This is a genomic window from Paenibacillus sp. JT22N12, assembly GCF_056269365.1.
Window position 1 is genome coordinate 50,587 of sequence record NZ_JBWDNU010000012.1, and the last position, 18,273, is coordinate 68,859.

15 protein-coding genes are annotated in these 18,273 nt (G+C 54.4%); all 15 read left to right on the forward strand.

What is annotated here, in order from left to right:
• The first annotated feature begins 77 nt into the window (after window positions 1–77).
• The 15 genes from AC0YOA_RS30120 (at window position 78) to AC0YOA_RS30190 (ending at window position 18,271) form a co-directional block, all read left to right on the forward strand.
• A complete protein-coding gene (locus AC0YOA_RS30120) occupies window positions 78–749 on the forward strand; it encodes a tetratricopeptide repeat protein (protein WP_475789766.1) in 672 nt (223 codons plus the stop codon).
• A 29-nt stretch (window positions 750–778) separates the two neighbouring features.
• Window positions 779–2,524, forward strand: a complete 1,746-nt coding sequence (locus AC0YOA_RS30125; protein WP_475789767.1) for a sensor histidine kinase — start codon at window positions 779–781, stop codon at window positions 2,522–2,524.
• Between the two features lie 38 nt (window positions 2,525–2,562).
• Window positions 2,563–3,036, forward strand: coding sequence for a GNAT family N-acetyltransferase (locus tag AC0YOA_RS30130; RefSeq protein WP_210037265.1), 474 nt, complete (start codon window positions 2,563–2,565; stop codon window positions 3,034–3,036).
• Between the two features lie 200 nt (window positions 3,037–3,236).
• Window positions 3,237–4,811, forward strand: coding sequence for an SWIM zinc finger family protein (locus AC0YOA_RS30135; RefSeq protein WP_475789768.1), 1,575 nt, complete (start codon window positions 3,237–3,239; stop codon window positions 4,809–4,811).
• Window positions 4,808–7,843: a DEAD/DEAH box helicase gene (locus AC0YOA_RS30140; protein WP_475789769.1), complete on the forward strand. Its 3,036-nt coding sequence runs from the start codon at window positions 4,808–4,810 to the stop codon at window positions 7,841–7,843. Before AC0YOA_RS30135 ends, AC0YOA_RS30140 begins: the two co-directional genes overlap by 4 nt.
• A gap of 31 nt (window positions 7,844–7,874) precedes the next feature.
• The gene (locus tag AC0YOA_RS30145) at window positions 7,875–8,141 is read left to right on the forward strand and encodes a hypothetical protein (protein WP_475789770.1); all 267 of its coding nucleotides are present in this window, start codon (window positions 7,875–7,877) and stop codon (window positions 8,139–8,141) included.
• Between the two features lie 245 nt (window positions 8,142–8,386).
• On the forward strand, window positions 8,387–9,364 hold the full coding sequence (locus tag AC0YOA_RS30150) for an aldo/keto reductase (protein ID WP_475789771.1): 978 nt from the start codon (window positions 8,387–8,389) through the stop codon (window positions 9,362–9,364).
• A gap of 251 nt (window positions 9,365–9,615) precedes the next feature.
• Entirely contained in the window at window positions 9,616–10,941 is a 1,326-nt protein-coding gene (locus AC0YOA_RS30155) for an ABC transporter substrate-binding protein (protein ID WP_475789772.1), read from the forward strand.
• 79 nt (window positions 10,942–11,020) lie between these two features.
• Complete coding sequence (locus AC0YOA_RS30160; RefSeq protein WP_475789773.1) at window positions 11,021–12,829, forward strand: sensor histidine kinase; 1,809 nt, start codon at window positions 11,021–11,023, stop codon at window positions 12,827–12,829.
• A complete protein-coding gene (locus tag AC0YOA_RS30165) occupies window positions 12,826–13,605 on the forward strand; it encodes a response regulator transcription factor (RefSeq protein ID WP_475789774.1) in 780 nt (259 codons plus the stop codon). The genes AC0YOA_RS30160 and AC0YOA_RS30165 overlap by 4 nt, the downstream gene beginning before the upstream one ends.
• A 254-nt stretch (window positions 13,606–13,859) precedes the next feature.
• Window positions 13,860–14,978 carry an RNA polymerase sigma factor RpoD gene (gene rpoD, locus AC0YOA_RS30170; protein WP_475789775.1) on the forward strand — a complete coding sequence of 373 codons (1,119 nt, stop codon included), beginning with the start codon at window positions 13,860–13,862 and terminating at the stop codon, window positions 14,976–14,978.
• Window positions 14,979–15,029: 51 nt separating this feature from the next.
• Entirely contained in the window at window positions 15,030–15,254 is a 225-nt protein-coding gene (locus tag AC0YOA_RS30175; protein ID WP_475769216.1) for a hypothetical protein, read from the forward strand.
• 164 nt (window positions 15,255–15,418) lie between these two features.
• Entirely contained in the window at window positions 15,419–16,579 is a 1,161-nt protein-coding gene (locus AC0YOA_RS30180) for an ROK family transcriptional regulator (RefSeq protein WP_475789776.1), read from the forward strand.
• Window positions 16,580–16,607: 28 nt separating this feature from the next.
• A complete protein-coding gene (locus AC0YOA_RS30185; RefSeq protein WP_475789777.1) occupies window positions 16,608–17,615 on the forward strand; it encodes an ROK family protein in 1,008 nt (335 codons plus the stop codon).
• A 5-nt stretch (window positions 17,616–17,620) separates the two neighbouring features.
• Window positions 17,621–18,271 (forward strand): D-sedoheptulose-7-phosphate isomerase, encoded by a 651-nt coding sequence (locus AC0YOA_RS30190; protein ID WP_475789778.1) that lies wholly within the window; start codon window positions 17,621–17,623, stop codon window positions 18,269–18,271.
• The last annotated feature ends 2 nt before the right edge of the window (window positions 18,272–18,273 follow it).

An 18,273-nucleotide genomic window follows, 5' to 3' on the forward strand; every position in this document is an offset into this window, starting at 1 on the left:
AATTTGTGCTACCTCCTGCATAAACATTAGTGTACAATGATGGAAGAATTTCGAACCTATATTTAGCAGGAGGAGCTATGTTCAAAATATTAGGCTTTATATTTCTGTGGCGGCTGCTCGGCAACCCGTTTCTCGCTCTTCTTGTGCTGCTCATTATCCTATATGCCCTGGACCGCCGGTATGTCGGCCTTTTTCCCAGCTTTGTGAAACCGCTGAAGCGGCGCGGAGCCATCCGGCGGCTGCGTCAGCAGGTGAATATGAATCCCAATGATGTGCCTGCCAAGCATGAGCTGGCCAGGCTGTTAATTGAAAGGAAACAGTATAAAGAAGCCAAGGAATGGCTGATGCCGCTGCAGGATGCGTTGGAGAATTCAGCGGAGTTCTGGGACGATCTGGGCACATGTCTGGCCCATCTTTCAGAACCGGAGGCGGCGGAGGCGGCGATCGGCAATGCTTTGTCAATCAATCCGAGGGTGAAGTACGGTACGCCCTACCTGAGGCTGGCCGCTCTGCATGCCCGAACCAATCCGGAAGCGGCGATCCGTCATCTGGAGTCGTTCCGCGCGATCCAATCCTCCTCCTGCGAAGCCTATTATCGTTTGGCGCTGCTTTACGAAGATCTGGGCCGCAAGGAAGAGGCAGCCAAAGCGCTGCAGGAATGCAAGACGATCTATCGCATGCTGCCGCGCTACAAGAAGCGTCAGGAGCGCAAATGGGTGCTGCGTGCTTCCTTCAAGAAAATCAAATAACCGTACTGGAAAATCGGGGAGTCAGATAAATGCGTCGAAACATCTGGTTATTGGCGATCCTCCTAATTGCAGTTCTTCTTGGCATCAACAACACGATTTATTATTTTACCAGCAAAAACACCCTGGAAGATCGCCTGCGCCATGAGCTGAACGAAGTTGCCCGGCAGATTCAGCTGTCCATCGAGCTCTCGCGCACGGGAGCGGAGAAATACCAGGAGCAGATCGGGCGCGAGCTTCGCGCTGCCTCAATCGCCACCCAGTTTGCTTTGAATCCGGATATTGACAATGTAACCAATGCCCAGCTCGTCGAGCTCAAAAAAAGGCTGGATATGGCTGATATCACACTGCTTGAGCGTACCCGGGACAACATCGTGCTGTCCAGGTCCTCCAATCCCAATCAGATCGGCTACAAAACGAATACCTGGAAGCCATGGTATGAAGCGTTCAATCAATTATTTGATTACAAGCAGGTTACCGTGCCGTGGGGGCAATCCCTGACAAATTTCTGGACAGGCCCTTTTGAGTTTTCCACGACCGACACGAGCAATATCAATAAGTGGGGCTATTACTACGACGGGGCGACCAACTATATCATTGATCCCTTTATCAGCTACGAGAGCAGGCAGCGCGCTTATGATGAAGCTACGGGAGTCAATCAGCTTATCGCCCGCACGCTCAAGGGGAGCGGCTCCCTGCTTGAAATAGCGGTTATCAACCCGCAGACCTTCTCATCCGGGGAAGTTACAACGGTGACCAATAACGGGGATACGCTCAAGCATATGACCCAGAATCCCATTATTAACGGTTCGTATGCCTTCCGGCACAGTGGGGATCAGCTTAATGTCAGCCAGGCCAATGCATCCAGCCAAACGGTATGGGTCAATGGCATCATTAATGACAAACATGTTATCAAAGCGTTCATTCCGGTCGATATTGATAAGGTGGCCAGCATGCTGGATGAGAACGGTCTGCCGATCAATCGTTATGTGCTGGCGCTTGTTGCCGATTATCAGCCCATTCAGGATTCGCTGGACAAGCAATTTTTCAATATTGGGCTAATTGTGTGCACGGTGACGCTGCTTAGCCTGGTCATTGTCTATCTGACGGTAACCGGGTACCGCAAATCGCAGGATAAGCTGGTCCGCCAAACCCAGGAAACGTACGTGGAGGATATTAATCAGCTGTTTCATTCAATCCGGGCGCAGCGGCATGATTTTATGAATCATGTCCAAATGATCCAATCGCTTGCCCAGTTGAACCGGATTGATGATCTCAGAAGCTACGCGGCTGATTTGACTGGCGAAATACATGAAATGAATGATATTCTAAATATCGGCAATCCGGCCATAGCTGCGCTAATCCGATCCAAAATATCGCAGGCGGAGCCGCTCAAAATTCGTTTGGAGACCGGTTTCAGCGACATCAGCAAGCTTCCGCTCGGCTTAAAATCGCTGGATTTGACAAGAATGCTCGGAAATTTAATCGACAACGCCTTTGACGAGGCAGGCCGTTTCCCCGAGGATCAGCGGCTCGTGCGGATCATGATGTATGAGAAGGAAGGCTGTATGGAGTTTGCCGTCAGCAACCCGTGCCGCGATGCCGGAAGCCTGCAGGCTAAACCCTTGTTCCAGCCCGGCTACAGCAATAAAGGCGCGGGCCATTCCGGTCTTGGTCTGGCAATTGTGAAGTCGATTGCAGAGCAATACAGCGGTCATGTCCGCGTTTCCTTCGATGAGCCGGACATCGTAACGTTCATCATCAGAATCCCCTATTGATTTACACAATTTATATAAAATTTAAGGAGGCAGCAAAAATGCCGGATATGCTGGTTAAGCTGTATGAATTGCCTGAAGGGGAATCACCCGCCGAGTATACGGAGCGTACGGGCGTTACCATAAGGAGGGCGCTTGCGCCAGAGCTGCTGACCATCGCGGAATGGGTCGAGAAGCATTTCAGCAAGTCATGGAGAAGTGAGTGCATGGTGGCAATTTCGCAGGCGCCGGTGAGCTGTTATATTGCCGTCAAGGACGGGCAGCTGCTTGGCTTTGCTTGTTATGATGCCACCTGCAAAGGTTTTTTTGGTCCTACCGGCGTGGATGAGCAGGTGCGCGGTCTTGGCATCGGCAAGCAGCTGTTTCTGGAAACGCTGCGGGGCATGCGCGAAGCGGGCTATGGATACGGCGTTATCGGAGGAGCGGGTCCGGTCGATTTCTATGCGAAAGTAGTTGGCGCAACCGTCATCGAAGGCTCGGTGCCGGGAATTTATAAAGGCATGCTCAGGAATTAACGCCCGCTGGATAGAACGGAACTCATAAGCATTTATGGCTCTTTACCCGGACGGTTCCGTTCGTGTAAAGGGCTTTTTTGTCAAACGGACGAGCATTCGTGCAGAAAACATGCTTGACCGCAAGAGGTTGGCGTCAGTTGTTTCTTGTTTGGATGTGGTATAATGAGTGGATGCGTAAAAAGCGAACGGAGGGACGCGGAATGAGCGGATTTTTTCAGCTTGACGAGCAAAGGCTGCATGCGTTTGAATCAAAGCTTGCCGACGTCATGCCTGTTCCCAATCTGGAGAAGGGCTGGGATTTCTACCGCCGTGAAAAGGTGCTCAACGTTCAGGTCATGGACGGCTCGGCGATATATGGAGCTGTACGCGACACGGATATTTATGCCGTTACCCTGGACGCCGACGACATTAGCTTTAGTACCTGTACCTGTTCCTACAAAGGGTACTGTCAACATATGGCTGCCGTTTATTACGCTTATTGCGAATTTGCCGGAGAGAGCGCCGAAGGGGCTCATAACCGGCTGCTATACAAAGAAGAACTGCTGTCTGTTGATCCTTCCAAGACAGAAAATACTCAAAAACCGGCAGATGCAACTGCTGTACGGCCGGAGGAATGGTTAGGGCAGATGGAGCGCCTGCACGGGGATGTATGGCGGCAGTGCCGGCATTCGCTTCATCCGCTGCAGGCTGTGCTGTCCTCCCTGAAGGGATTGTCCAAGACATGGGAGGAAGGGCTTCGCCGTCTTCACTGGATGCATGCGATCGTATTTGTCATTGAACTGGCGGAGAAAGCCTACTCGGCAACGGACAGCTATAACCGCTATTACTATGAGATGGCATTCGCCCGTATGACCGAGCCTTGGGTGAATCACTATCACGAACTGGCCGGGGAGCTTGAGCCCGGAGCTATGACGGAAGAGGAGCAGGCTGCCCTGCAGAGCCTGCTCGGTATCTTTCACAAGCGTGACATGGACCGCGAGCAGCAGCTGCACCGGTGGGAAATGCTTTATTTTTCCTTATGGGCGAAGCTGGTGGCTTTTCCCGAATGGAGAAGCAGGGAACAGCAGTGGCTTGACGGCGGACGGGCCGGCGGCGATGGACGCCAGGGCACCTTTTATCCCATGGCGCTGGCTTTTCTGGCTTTTGCAGAGGACCGTGACGAGCAGGCTATCGCCCTGCTGGAAGATACCGCATTCAACCGGACGGCGCTGCTCGCTTGCGACTGCGCGCTGCAGCGTCTGGAAGACCATGATTGGCCGAAGCTTGAGGCGTGGCTGGGTTATTTGAACAAAGGGCTGCAGATCGAGCGCAAATCCAGAGCCTTTGGCCCCTTTCTGACCATGTGCCGCGTGGCTGACATCAATGAGCCGGGCAATCCGGTCTGGCAGCAGTATCTGATCGCATTTCTGCCTTATTCTTATTCTGCACTGACGGACCATTGGCTGGAGAAGCAGCAGTTTACGGATTGGGCGGATTTGCAGCTTCTTCTGGGCATTGAGCCGGATGAGATCGATGTGCAGGTCATGCGCGAGATTGCCAAGGCGGCGCCCGGCGCGCTTATTCCTCTATACCATCAGTCTATCGATACTTCCATACGTGCCCGCAACAGGCAGGGCTATAAACAGGCTGTCAAAATGATGAAGAAGCTCGAGCGGCTCTACAAATCCGAGAAGAAGCAGGAAATGTGGAGCCGGTATGTCAACGGAATTGTTCACAAGCATCAACGGCTCCGTGCACTGCAGGAAGAGCTCTGGAGGGGAAAAATCATCACATGAGAGGCTACACGGGCGCGGAAACGATTAAAGTGGACGGGTTTTGGAAGGACGGCGAAGGAATAACGCTTGCTGCGGGCCATGCTGCGGGAATAACTTTGCGGCTGCGCCATCTGCTCTTTGCCTGGCATGAAGCATCCTGGTACGGCGCGGATATTGAAGAGCGCATCGATGAACGTTCAAAACAGACAGAGCTGCCGCTCACGCCGCTGATTGCGATGGATTATCTGTCCTCGCCTGAGCCTGTACGGCTGCTGAGGGTGGAGTGGACGCCAAGAGCCAGGACGCTGATGGAGCTTGCCGGGCTTCTGCGCCAGTCACTGTTGAAAGGCTGGTACGGACCGGACTGGGCGCGCTGGACGACTGAGCTCAGAGCGTGGAGGCTGGAGCTGCCGGCTTCAGCGGAAGCGGCAGCTGGACGGCTGGCAGAGCTCCGTAAGCAGCTGGAGGCACAAGGGGATTATGGCACAGACCGGCGCTGGCTGAGCCAGATTGTGGAAGAGCTGGTCGGAAGCCATGTGGATGTGGCTTCCAGCTGGAAGGAGACCGCTGCAGAAGCCGGGGAAAGCGCGCTCGTCATGAAAGCGGCCGACGAGGAAGATTGGCTCGTCTCCATCGGATTGAAGCAGGACAATATGCCGTTTCGGACGGCGCTTCAGCTGCTTGAGCCGGATGACACGGCGGGCTGGAGGCTTCGTCCTGCCGTTCAGGGCCGCTCTGAAGGCAGCGGCTGGATGACGCTGGAGCGAATCATGCCGGAAGAACGGCAGCAGGCAAGCAGTCATGAGGCGCAGGCTGCTGACGGCTCGGGCGGCTTGGACCGGCAGCCCCTGCGGTTTGCCCTTCCTGCCGAAGCCCCGGCAGAGTGGCGGATGTATATGGAGCAGCGGCTGTGCAAGGAAGAGGCGAAGTGGGCGTCAGCGCTGCCGGAATGGCTGGAATCTGCTGCTCCGGCTGAAGGAGAGGCCGTTTCTCCCGGTAAGGTTGCCGAAACGGCTTCTGCCCGGAGTGAGGACGCTGTCGAAGGGTTCATCAAGACGGAGCTTAGCGACAATGAAGCGTGGCTGTTTCTGGAGCAGGCCAGCGTCAAGCTGCTGGCAATAGGCTGCTCCGTGCTGCTCCCCGGCTGGTGGGAGGCGGTGCGCAGCCGTAAGCTGCGGCTGAAGGCGAAGGTGAAATCCTCGGTCGGTTCTTCGGAGCAGTCGATGTTCGGACTGCAGCAGATTGTTGATTTTGACTGGAAGCTTGCGGTCGGCAATGTCGATATGAGCGAAGCGGAATTCATGCAGCTTGCCCAGGATAACAGGCGGTTGATGCGCATTGGCGGGGAATGGGTGCATCTGGATCCGGATGATGTGGAGCGGCTGCGCAAATGGCTGCGCAAAAGCGGAGGCAGAACCGATTTCACAATGCGCGATGTACTGGAAATGCATTTGCGCGGCGGGACGGAGCTTGAGCCGCAGCGTGAGGATGAGGATGCGCTGGAGGCAGAGGTTGAGCTGAATGAGCATTTGGCGGCATGGATCGGCAAGCTGAGCGAATCGTCAGAGCTTCCCCTGGTGGAGAAGCCTGCCGCTTTCCATGGCGAGCTACGGCATTACCAGCTGCAGGGGGTTTCATGGCTTGTTTTCCTGCGGAAATTCGGAATCGGCGGCTGTCTGGCGGATGATATGGGACTTGGCAAAACGATTCAGTTCACCGCATATCTGCAGCATGTGATGGAGCATGGGGGGCTTGGCCCCTCACTTCTGATCTGTCCGACCTCCGTTATCGGCAACTGGGAGAAGGAGCTGGAACGGTTCGCTCCCTCGCTTCGCCTGCATGTTCATTACGGGCCAAGACGGTTAAGAGGCGAAGAATTCGCTGCGGCGGCGGCCGAATCCGATCTGGTTATCAGCTCCTATGCGCTGGCGCCTATAGACGAAGATGATCTGGGTGCGGTCAATTGGGATGTAGTCTGTCTTGACGAAGCGCAAAATATTAAAAATTATTACACCAAGCAATCCACCGCGATCCGGGGGCTGCGTGCGAACCACCGCATTGCGCTGACAGGCACACCGATGGAAAACAGGCTGACGGAGCTCTGGTCAATCTATGACTTTACCAATCCCGGTTATCTGGGCAGTCTGGGAGAATTCCGCAGGGCAGTCGTGCTGCCCATTGAACGGGAACGGGATCCTGCGCTTATTGCCGAGCTGCAGCGCTGGGTCAATCCTTTCATGCTCCGCCGGGTCAAGAAGGACCCCGCCATACAGCTTGCGCTCCCAGAGAAGAACGAGATGCAAACCTATCTGCAGCTGACTGTGGAGCAGGGCGCGTTGTATGAGAATATCGTATCCGAGCTGCTTGGCAAGCTGGAGTCCCTTGGCGCCATGCAGCGACGCGGACTTATTCTCTCAACGCTGACCCGTCTGAAGCAGGTTTGCGATCATCCCAATCTGCTCATCAAGGAGGACGGGGCATTGTCCCCCACGGCGTGGGATCCGGAACGGTCCAACAAGGTGCTGCGGCTGCTTGAAATGACGGAGGAAATCGCCGCCGAAGGGGAGCGCTGCCTCATATTCACGCAGTATGTGGAGATGGGGGCTATGCTGAAGCGGCTGCTTGAAGAACGGCTGGGGGTCCCGACTCCTTATCTTTATGGAGGCGTGCCCAAGGCCGGACGCGATGCGATGATTGCCGACTTCCAGGACGAGAAGACCCCGGGCTGCGCATTCGTATTGTCGCTGAAGGCGGGAGGGATCGGACTTAATCTGACCGCTGCCAATCATGTCTTCCATTTCGACCGGTGGTGGAATCCTGCGGTTGAGAATCAGGCGACCGACCGCGCATTCCGCATAGGCCAGACGCGCAATGTGCAGGTGCATAAATTTGTCACGCTCGGTACGCTGGAAGAGCGGATTGACGATATGATTACGCGCAAGCAGGTGCTTAACGACCAGGTCGTGGGGCAATCCGAGAACTGGATTACGGAGCTGTCCACCGACGAGCTTCGCGATCTGTTTTCCTTGAGGAAGCATAAATTGAAGGGCTAGTCCACAACTGAAAGCGGGGTGAGCGGAAGGCATGGCAGAACAGCCAGACAATGGGAAGCAAGAGCTTCCTGTAGAAGAACAAGCTACAGCTATGGAGAGATCGCTGGAAGATGAAGCCAAAAAGCGGCGGAGCCGCACGCCTGGATCGCTCCATGCCGGCGATGAGCCTGGCGAAGAGCCTCCGCAATCAGCGGATGAGGCGGAGGAGCAGATTGGGCCGCCTGAAGCATCGCCGCACTGGAAATCCTTCTACCGGTCAGTCAGCAGGGCAGTGGCAGACATGCGACCGAAGCCTTAGGGGGCTCGGCCTATTGTATGAAGAGCTGCCCTTGGTTAATGGGAATCAAATTATAATGCGAGCAGACTCTTAATTCCGGACGCTTCCAGCGGCGAAATGACAAGGCTGCTCGTGATTTCCGTTTAACAGTCCGCCCGACTATACCCGAGGGAACCAACTGAACTTAAAGTGCGTACTTTCTATTTAAAGCGTTATCATCTATCATTTAGAATGAATCTATTTGCGAGGGAGAGATGATATTCGTTATGAAGTACACGTATTTAGGACGATCGGGATTAAAGGTCAGCCGGCTTTGCCTTGGAACGATGAACTTTGGCGTGGAGACAGACGAGAAGGATTCGTTTCGCATAATGGACGCAGCGCTGGACGCTGGAATTAATTTTTTTGACACTGCCAACGGGTATGGCGGAAGCGGACATCAGGGCCGTACCGAGGAAATTATCGGGAAATGGTTCAGCCAGGGCGGAGGCCGCCGCGAGCATACCGTTCTCGCTACGAAAGTATATGGCAATATGGGCGACAAAAGCGACGGACCTAATGATGAACGGGGATTATCGGCTTACAAAATTCGCCGTCACCTGGAGGGCTCGCTGCGCCGTCTGCAAACCGACCATGTTGAGTTATATCAAATGCACCATGTTGACCGCAATGTCAGCTGGGAAGAGCTGTGGGGCGCTTTTGAAACAGCCGTTTCGCAAGGGAAAATCGGCTATGTCGGCTCCAGCAACTTTGCCGGTTGGGATATAGCCGTTGCTCAAGGCGAAGCCAAGGCGAGAGGGATTCTCGGTCTGGTCTCCGAGCAGCATAAATATAATCTGCTGTGCCGTCTGCCGGAGCTTGAAGTGCTTCCGGCGTCGAAAAGCCTTGGGCTTGGCGTGATTCCATGGAGTCCGCTGGATGGCGGCTTGCTGGCGGGCAACGCACTGCGCGGCGGCGGCGGCAACCGGAGCGGCAATATGGAGCGTTTCGAGAAGTTCCGTCCGCAGCTGGAAGCCTACAAAGGCTTCTGCGATGAGCTTGGCGAGCGCGAGGATGTCGTTTCCCTGGCCTGGCTGCTGGCAAATCCGGCAGTTGCCGCACCGATCACTGGTGTGCGCACGCTGGAGCAGTTCGAACGGACGCTCCGAGCAGTCGAGCTAGAGCTGGATGAATCGGCATTGAAGCGGATCGATGAGATATTCCCGGGACCTGGCGGCGATGCGCCGAAGGCCTACGCCTGGTAATTGAATAGTTAATCGAGCCCGGCCCGCAGGAGGTTGCCTCCTGCGGGCCGTTTTATGTTTGGAGAAGCAAAAGGTCAACTTTATAGATGAGTACCTATGCCGCATGATATGTTGTACAATGATTTCAAAATTGCTCATCTAAATATGCCGGGAAAGACAGGTGCTTAACCGCCGGATCAGACGGAAAATGTCTCTGTCATTTTACTGGTCCTTGTGCGGCAGCCGTGATACATATCTGGGGAGGTGCCGGAATGAAAAAGGGTTTTGCGGTTTATGCGGGTGCTGCCTTGTTGATCGTTCTTGTTCTGTCAGGCTGCGGCTCTGGCAAGGAAGCATCGAACGCCCAGGTTGAAGCCAATCCCTCGGTTAAGACAATCAAGCTTTCGCTGCGGCATACGCAAATCAAGGAGACAAGCAAGGTGCGGCTGAGGATCTTTCAGGATGTGGTCGCCAAGACCGAACGCGAGAATCCCGGGCTGCATTTTGAGCTGGAGGGCATTGACGAGGTCGTGAACCGGGACCAGAAGCTGAAGGGGGAAATGGCTGTCGGCAATCCACCGGACATATTCGAAGTGTTCGGGGGTGCTGATCTTCATCTTTATGTAAAAGCCAACCGGATGCTGGATTTGACTCCGATCATCAGGGAGCTGGGTATAGCCTCCAAGTTCTCCAGCCTGGATGAATTCACGGTCGATGGCCGGGTCTACGGCCTGCCCTTCGGAGGCTACAGCGAAGGCATTTTTTATAACAAGAAGATCTTTGCCGATCTGGGCTTGTCGATCCCAACGACATGGAATGATTTGATTGCAACAGCCGATATTTTAAAAGCAAAAGGCTTGACCCCGTTCGCACTGGCTGCGAAGGATCCCTGGGCGGCCGGGATGATGTGGAACACGATCATGGAGCGGAACGTCGGGATTGATGGATTCGAAAAGCTGCTCACCGGTGAAGCCAGGTGGACCGATCCCGATTTTGTCCGGGGCTTTGAGGATTACGCGCAGCTTGTCAACAACGATTATTTCACCAACGGCTCGCTTGGGCTTCCTTACGCAGAGCAAAGCTCGAGATTCCTCAAAGGGGAAGCGGCTATGATATTTACGGGCACGTGGGATGTGAACCGTTTCACCGGAGCGGAAGCGGGCGGTTTGGACGGCAGCATCGGCTATTTTGCCTTTCCGGCGGTCGAAGGCGGCAAGGGGGATCAAACCTCTATTAATGCCAGCTACTCCAACGGCTTCGGGTTCTCGGCCAATCTGGGCAGCGGCCAGAAGGAGATGGTGAAGGCGTTTATCAAAAATTTCTACACCGAAGAGGTACAGAAGCGCACGCTGCTCAAAGATAAGCTGCTGCCCTCCATGAAGCTTTCGGATTTGTCCGGTATAGACCCGCTGATCTCGGAGGTGCTGAAGGCCATGGTGAATGCCAGCTCGTCCTGGAGAGCCTTCGACGCGATTTTACAGCCGGGCGTCAGCGCGGATATCGGGGTAGGCCTGCAGGAGCTGATCGGTCAGGTGAAGAGTCCGGAAGAGGTCGCGCAGCAGCTCCAGACCGCGCAGGACAAAGCCAATCATCCCTGATTTATCGAAAAGTGTCAAATATTGCCCGGGAAATCATGGAAGCGCCAGATAGAATCGGAATTAAAGGAGCCTGCCTGCGATGAATTTGCGGCCCAAGCTGCTGCTAGCTTTTATCGGATTGATTGTTGTTCCGCTGGTCGCTCTGGGGATTGCCTCCTTCGTCAATTCGGAGCGTCTCCTGGAGAAGAAATACAGCGAGCAAACGGAAATTACATTGAAGGCAGTCGGGGGCAATATCCGATATTTTTTCAAGGAGCTTGACCAATTGACGGATTCAAGCGTCACCAGCTCCTATGTGCAGGATGCGCTCCGCAGCTCGCTTGATCCAAGGGGAGATGCCAGCAGTCTTATTGCAATCGGCCAATATGAAAAGTCGCTTGGGTGGATTTTGTTTCAGAATCCAGCACTCAGCATGATCATGCTGTATGGCAAGGACGGCTCGATTTTCAAATCCTCGCGCAATGATCCGACAAATTTCCGCCCGATTTCCTATGAGCTGCTGCAGATCCACCCCATCTACAAGGATGTGATGAAGAAGAACGGCCTTCCTGTCTGGATCGGGCCATATGAACAGCAGGAGCTGACGGGCAGTGATCTTTCTTTGTTCACACAGATGCGGTTGGTCAAAGACTACGAAACCTTGAATGACCGGGGGATTATGATCACACAGGTCAAAACCAATGAAATTGACAGCATGCTTCAGGATTTCGCGCTGCCGAGCGAGGAGCAGACCAAGACGCGTTACCTGATTGTGAACCGGGACGGCCTGGTCATGCTGGACAGCCTTCATGCTCTGGAAGGCAAAGAGACGGATTCGCAGACGACTCTCAAGCTGCAGGGAACAGAGCGTTATGCCAGCCAGCGGTCATCCTTTGGCGATGAGGATTCTCTGGTCTCGGCTTACAATCTGGACCGTAATGGTTGGGTATTGGTATCCGTGAAATCCTGGCAGTCCCTGACCAGCGAGAATGTCAGATTCGTGCAGTGGATCGGCGGCATTACCCTGCTCTGCTTGATCTCGGCGGTGCTGTTCAATATTTTCTTCGTCAGCCGCGTAGCCAAGGCTATTATTCGGGTTGTCCGCAAGATGCGGCTGGTGGAGCAGGGTATGCTCGATATCCGCGTGCCGGCCGCCGGCCGCGATGAAACGGTACTGCTGGCACGCAGCTTCAACAGCATGGTGGAGACGATCAGCCGTTTGCTGCGCGAGGTGCGGACTGAGCAGGAGAGGAAACAGCGGGCGGAGATGATGCTGATGCAGGCACAGATCAAGCCGCATTTTCTGTTCAACACCCTGGAATCGATCAACGCAATGGCCGCTCAGAATGAAGGAGCCAAGATTATGCAGATGGTCCGCAGACTCAGCAATCTGCTTCGAACAAGCATGCATCAATCGGAGGTTATTACCGTCCGGCAGGAGATTGAGCATGTGCGAAGCTACCTGGAAATTCAGACATACAGATTCGAGGAGATCTTTACCTATACCCTGGATGTAGAGGAGGAAGTGCTGGATTACGAGGTGCTCAAGCTGACTCTGCAGCCGCTGGTGGAAAACTGCATTCAGCATGGTTTTGAAGGGCTTGAAGGGGTCGGTTTAATTGCGATTGCCGTAAGGCTCAGGGAAGGAGCCGTGGAGTTCGAGATTAAGGATAACGGAATCGGCATGAATGAAGCGGCGCTCAGACGCTTGGGCGGCGAGGAGCAGGAGAATCCAGGTCTGGCCGATGCTGCCGAGCTCGGCGAGCGGCGCGGACTTGGGCTGCGGAATGTAGCCGACCGTCTGCGAATTCATTACGGCCCTGCATACGGGCTGCGTTTATGCAGTCAGGAAGGGTACGGCACAGTTATCCGTATCCGGATACCGCGAAGCAGAGGTGATGAGATGTGAACGGAAAAGTTCTTCTGGTGGATGACGAGCGCCATATTACCCGCAATCTGGAGAAGGTTATTCCTTGGGAAACGCTGGGCCTGAAGATTGCCGGCACGGCGAGGAACGGAGTAGAAGCGCTTAAACAACTGCAGGCGGAGCCTGTCGATCTCGTCCTGTGCGATATCCGCATGCCTGTTATGGACGGGCTTGAGCTGATCCGCCATATCAGGGAACAGGGGATGAACTGCGATATTATTATGCTGTCGGGTTATCAGGATTTTGCGTATACCCGTACCGCCATGCAGCTCGGGGTCAAGGATTATGTGCTCAAGCCGATCCCCTACGACGAGCTGACAGAAGTTATTGCCCGCGTCATGGACGGACAGCGCGGCAAACGGCTGCAGGAGAAGGAAGAAGAACAGGGGCAGGGCTCCGAGGCGGCGGGTTCTTCCGATAAGCGGAAGCAGACGCAGCGATTGATGATTGAGGCCCGCGCCTATATGGACCTGCATTTGTTCCGTGACCTGAGTGTCGAAGAGGCGGCTACCCATGCAGGACTTTCCTGTTCGCATTTCAGCCTGCTGTTCAAGCAGACCTATGGCGAAACCTTTATTGAATACGTGACGCGCCAGCGTATGGAGAAAGCCAAGTCGATGCTTGTGCATTCCCCCAAAAGCGTTGCCCAGATCGCCAAGGAAGTGGGTTATGCCGAGCGCCGTTATTTCACGAAGGTATTTATGAGATACACCGGGGAGAATCCGACGGAATTCCGTCTGAATCATCCCGTAGGCTAGAGGTCCGGACGAAGGATCATAATAAAATAAAAAGCCGGCTTCGCAAGGAAGTCGGCTGATAGTCAGGTTTGAAATTTATTGTTAGGAATTTGGTGGATATTATTGATTGAAAAAGGCGTTTGTGATACAATATCGGTTATGGTATCATAATAAACTCATGTAGATTTATGATAGCACTTTATCAATTCTCTGTCAAGCGCGAAAAAGTGCTCGGAGCGGCCGCAAAATGGTTTCCATAGAGAGGGAGCTGGATTATGGAGAACGATTATCTAAAGCAATCAGATACGGATCTTACGCTTGAACAGACGAAGGAATTATTGATCGAGCAAGGCAAGAAAGGCTCTTCGCTCAGCGACAAGACAATTATTGAGAAGCTCGCTCCTTTTGACCAGGACACGCAGGATATCGATGATTTTTTTGAACAGCTGTCCGAGCTGGGAATTGAAGTGGAGCATGAAGCCGTCGACGATGCGCCGAAGGAGCCGGGCGACCGGGATCTGGACGAGCTGAATTACGGCGATGACCTGACACTGCCTCCCGGCATCAAGATCAATGATTCCGTCCGCATGTATTTAAAGGAAATCGGTCGTGTTCCGCTGCTCTCGGCGCTTGATGAGGTGGACCTGGCGAAAAGAATCAACCTTGGAGATGAAGAAGCAAAGCGCAGACTGGCGGAAGCGAATTTGCGTCTTGTTGTCAGTATAGCGCGAAGATATGTAGGGCGTGGCATGCTGTTCCTTGATTTGATCCAGGAAGGTAATATGGGTCTGATCAAGGCAGTGGACAAGTTTGATTATACAAAAGGCTTCAAGTTCAGCACTTATGCCACCTGGTGGATTAGACAGGCCATTACCCGCTCCATTGCGGATCAGGCCAGAACGATTCGGATTCCTGTTCATATGGTGGAGACGATCAACAAATATGTACGTATCTCCAGACAGCTGCTTCAGGAGCTCGGACGTGAGCCTTTCCCCGAAGAAATTGCCAAGGAAATGGAGCTGACACCGGAGAAGGTCCGCGATATCATGAAAATATCGCAGGAGCCGGTATCGCTTGAAACTCCTATTGGCGAAGAAAATGATTCCAATCTGGGCGACTTTATTGAGGATCAGGATGCGCCCGCCCCAGCGGATGCCGCTGCCTTTGAACTGCTGAAGGATCAGCTGAAGGATGTGCTCGACACGCTCTCCGAGCGCGAGGAGAACGTGCTTCGCCTGCGGTTCGGGATTGATGACGGGCGTACGCGGACCCTTGAAGAGGTAGGCAAAGTGTTCGGTGTGACCCGCGAGCGTATTCGTCAGATTGAAGCGAAGGCGCTGCGCAAGCTCAGACATCCGAGCCGGAGCAAGCGGCTGAAGGAATTTCTGGATTAGCATACAGGAGCGTGTTTTCTGATCCATCATTAGCCTGAGGGAGGGAATCGTATGGAAGCAGGTTTTGTCATACGTTGTCTGAATTGCGGCGAGGAATATAAAGTGACTCCCGGCAAGCGTGCATTCCGGAACGAGCGGATCGTGTTTGGCACCGATAATTACGGCGCTGATCAGATCTCCTGCGAATGTGGCAATGCTATCGAGGAGCACAGCAAATATGAAGGTGAATCCTTCGAAGGCGAGTTCCTGGTGGAGTGGCGGGATAACTCGAAATAAGAAGGGTATTTTATAGTTTTGCGACTAAAAAGTTGTTCCTGGCCATTCTAATGGCTGGGGACAACTTTTTTATTATTGATGATGGACGGGGGGCAGTGTCTTCCGTTATGATATAATCAAAGTATTGGATTAATTAAAATAATGGCAGGGGGCTATAAGCGGATATGGCGATCCCATCTTCACAGCGGCAGCTAAAGCGGATTAATGAATCCATTGTCCTACACGCCATAAGGCAGCAGGCCCCCATTTCCAGGGCTGCGCTTGTGGACTATACCGGCCTAAGCCCACAGACACTTACCAATGTTGTCCGCCGCTTTATGGAGGAGGGGCTGCTGAAGGAGACAGGTACGGCAGGGACCGGAGGGCGCGGGCGAAACCGGGTGCAGCTGGAGCTTCGCGCCGAAGGAGCTTATGCCATCGGGTTTTGCATGGAGCGTGACAGCTTGTCCAAGGCACTGGTCGATCTCCGGGGTCATGTGATCCATTATGAATGCGAGCCGATTCCTGCGCAGGAATCTCCAATGCAAACGATGGACCGTATGACCGCTTATGCGTCGTCCATCCTGAAAGGGGCCGAATATGCTTCCATCCGCGACAAAATAGTCGGGGTTGGAATCGGCACGCCCGGTCCGATCGACTACGTCCACGGAGAAGTGGTATCACCTCCTGATTATGAAGCCTGGTCCCGTATTCCGATCCGGGACCATCTGCACGGGGAGCTTGGCTGTCCGGTCGTGATCGACAACAGCTCCACGGTAGCGGCCATCGGCGAGCATTGGGCGGGGAGATGGGGGACGGATTCTTTTTTGTATGCGTATTGGGGGATGGGGATTGGCGGCGGTCTGGTTGCCGGCGATGAAATATATCGGGGGCAGAGCGGGAATGCCGTTGAGCTGGGCCATATTATCGTAGAGAGCAATGGGCGGCCATGCCTATGCGGCGGATATGGCTGTCTGGAGGCCTATGCTTCGATACCTGCTCTGCTGCGTGAGGCTTCGGCCTACGGTGATTTTCCGGATATACGCCAGCTAGTCCAAGCGGCAAAGCCGGGCACCGTGTTCATGGAAATCGTAAGCCGCGCTGCCGGATATATGGCACAGGCCATGGTCACAGCGGTCAATCTGCTTGATGTGGATTTAATCGTGCTGGGCGGGGATCATTTTCACCTGGCAGAGGAGATTTTTTTGCCGGTCTTGAGGGAGAGGGTGGAGGCGCAGCCGCTTCGCGCCAGAGTTGCTCAAGTGCGCATCGGTGTTTCTGCCCTGAAGCAGGAGGCCGGAGCGATTGGAGCAGCTTCGCTAGTGTTCCACGAGCTGCTGCTTTAGCCAACGAAAAAAGAGAGGATGATAAAAGATGAGTCTTCTTGCCGGAATCGACATCGGAGGAACCAAATGTGCGGTCAGTCTGGGACAGGAGCGCATGGGCGGAATTGATATCATCGCCAAGCAGCGTTTTGCAACCCCTCCAAGCCCTGAGCTTGCTCTTGCGCGCATCGAAGAAGCGTTGAGGCAGCTATTGGGTGAACTGGCGGGCACCAATGAAGAAAGTCATAAAAGCGGACCGGCTCTTGCAGGTATCGGAATCAGCTGCGGCGGGCCGCTGGACAGCAGGCGGGGGATCATATTGTCTCCCCCTAATTTGCCTGGATGGGATGGCATTGAGGTCGTGGACTATTTTTCCAGGCAGTTCCAGGTTCCTGCAGGATTGCAAAATGATGCCAATGCTTGCGCCGTTGCGGAATGGAAATGGGGCGCAGGCAGGGGGCTCGAGAATGTTATTTTTCTAACCTTCGGGACAGGGATGGGCTCAGGTCTGATCCTGAACGGCCGTCTGTACTCGGGAACCAATGACATGGCTGGTGAAGTCGGGCATATGCGGATTGAAGACGAGGGACCGGTCGGTTATGGAAAAGCTGGCTCGTTCGAGGGCTTCTGCAGCGGAGGTGGCATTGCCCGGCTTGCTCAGGCGAAAGCCGTCGAAGCCCACGCAAGGGGAGAGCGTCCGGCATACTGTCCGCAAGCGTCGGATCTGGCCGGTGTAACAGCGGAGCGTGTCGGCCTGTCGGCGCGGCAGGGAGATCCGCTTGCGGTCGAGGTGTTCCGCCTGGTGGGCAGCAAGCTTGGAAAAGCCCTGTCTCTGCTGATTGATGTTTTGAATCCGCAGCTGATTGTCATAGGCAGCATCTATGCGCGCCAGCAGGCGCTGTTGGATGAGACGCTCTTCGAGGTGCTGAAGGCAGAGACGCTGCCGTATTCCCTGAATGTATGCCGCATCGTTCCGGCTGCGCTTGGCGAGCAGATCGGAGACTATGCCAGCTTGTCCGTAGCGGCTTATCAACTGGAACAACTAAGAGAGGGGTAAACCTAATGGTAATCAAACCCGTATTTTCTGCTTTGTCGTCAAAATATCCGGAGCTTGACAGCTGCCTGTCCGATATCGGGAAGGCTTATGAGCTGCTGGAAGGCAGCTACAGCATGGGCGGCCAGGTGCTTGTGTGCGGCAATGGCGGGAGTGCTTCCGACAGTGAGCATATAGTCGGGGAGCTGATGAAGGGGTTTATGCAGAAGCGGCCAGTTCCGACGGCCTTTCGTGAGGAGCTCGGGGCTTTATTCCCGGGCGAGGAAGCGGAGATTTGTGATAATCTGCAGGGCGCGTTACCCGCAATTTCGCTGGTCAGCCATACAGCGCTGATGACTGCCTTCATGAATGACGTTTCGGCGGATATGGTGTTTGCCCAGCAGGTTTACGGCTATGGCAGACCCGGTGACGCTCTGATTGGTCTGAGCACCTCCGGCAATTCCCGCAACGTGATCCGCGCTCTTCAAGTAGCCAAAGCCAAAGGGATGAAGACGATCGGTCTGACGGGAGGAACAGGCGGAAGAATGAAAGAGCTGTGCGATGCGGTCATTTGTGTGCCATGGGACAGCACTCCCGATATTCAGGAGCGGCACCTGCCCATCTACCACGCCTTATGCATCGCACTGGAGGATCGTTTCTTCAGCCCGTACCCAGAATGAGC

Bases quoted from the DNA above. Each gene is read 5' to 3' on its own strand.
- AC0YOA_RS30120 (WP_475789766.1), top strand. From the start codon at position 78: ATGTTCAAAATATTAGGCTTTATATTTCTGTGGCGGCTGCTCGGCAAC.
- AC0YOA_RS30125 (WP_475789767.1), top strand. From the start codon at position 779: ATGCGTCGAAACATCTGGTTATTGGCGATCCTCCTAATTGCAGTTCTT.
- AC0YOA_RS30130 (WP_210037265.1), top strand. From the start codon at position 2,563: ATGCCGGATATGCTGGTTAAGCTGTATGAATTGCCTGAAGGGGAATCA.
- AC0YOA_RS30135 (WP_475789768.1), top strand. From the start codon at position 3,237: ATGAGCGGATTTTTTCAGCTTGACGAGCAAAGGCTGCATGCGTTTGAA.
- AC0YOA_RS30140 (WP_475789769.1), top strand. From the start codon at position 4,808: ATGAGAGGCTACACGGGCGCGGAAACGATTAAAGTGGACGGGTTTTGG.
- AC0YOA_RS30145 (WP_475789770.1), top strand. From the start codon at position 7,875: ATGGCAGAACAGCCAGACAATGGGAAGCAAGAGCTTCCTGTAGAAGAA.
- AC0YOA_RS30150 (WP_475789771.1), top strand. From the start codon at position 8,387: ATGAAGTACACGTATTTAGGACGATCGGGATTAAAGGTCAGCCGGCTT.
- AC0YOA_RS30155 (WP_475789772.1), top strand. From the start codon at position 9,616: ATGAAAAAGGGTTTTGCGGTTTATGCGGGTGCTGCCTTGTTGATCGTT.
- AC0YOA_RS30160 (WP_475789773.1), top strand. From the start codon at position 11,021: ATGAATTTGCGGCCCAAGCTGCTGCTAGCTTTTATCGGATTGATTGTT.
- rpoD (WP_475789775.1), top strand. From the start codon at position 13,860: ATGGAGAACGATTATCTAAAGCAATCAGATACGGATCTTACGCTTGAA.
- AC0YOA_RS30175 (WP_475769216.1), top strand. From the start codon at position 15,030: ATGGAAGCAGGTTTTGTCATACGTTGTCTGAATTGCGGCGAGGAATAT.
- AC0YOA_RS30180 (WP_475789776.1), top strand. From the start codon at position 15,419: ATGGCGATCCCATCTTCACAGCGGCAGCTAAAGCGGATTAATGAATCC.
- AC0YOA_RS30185 (WP_475789777.1), top strand. From the start codon at position 16,608: ATGAGTCTTCTTGCCGGAATCGACATCGGAGGAACCAAATGTGCGGTC.
- AC0YOA_RS30190 (WP_475789778.1), top strand. From the start codon at position 17,621: ATGGTAATCAAACCCGTATTTTCTGCTTTGTCGTCAAAATATCCGGAG.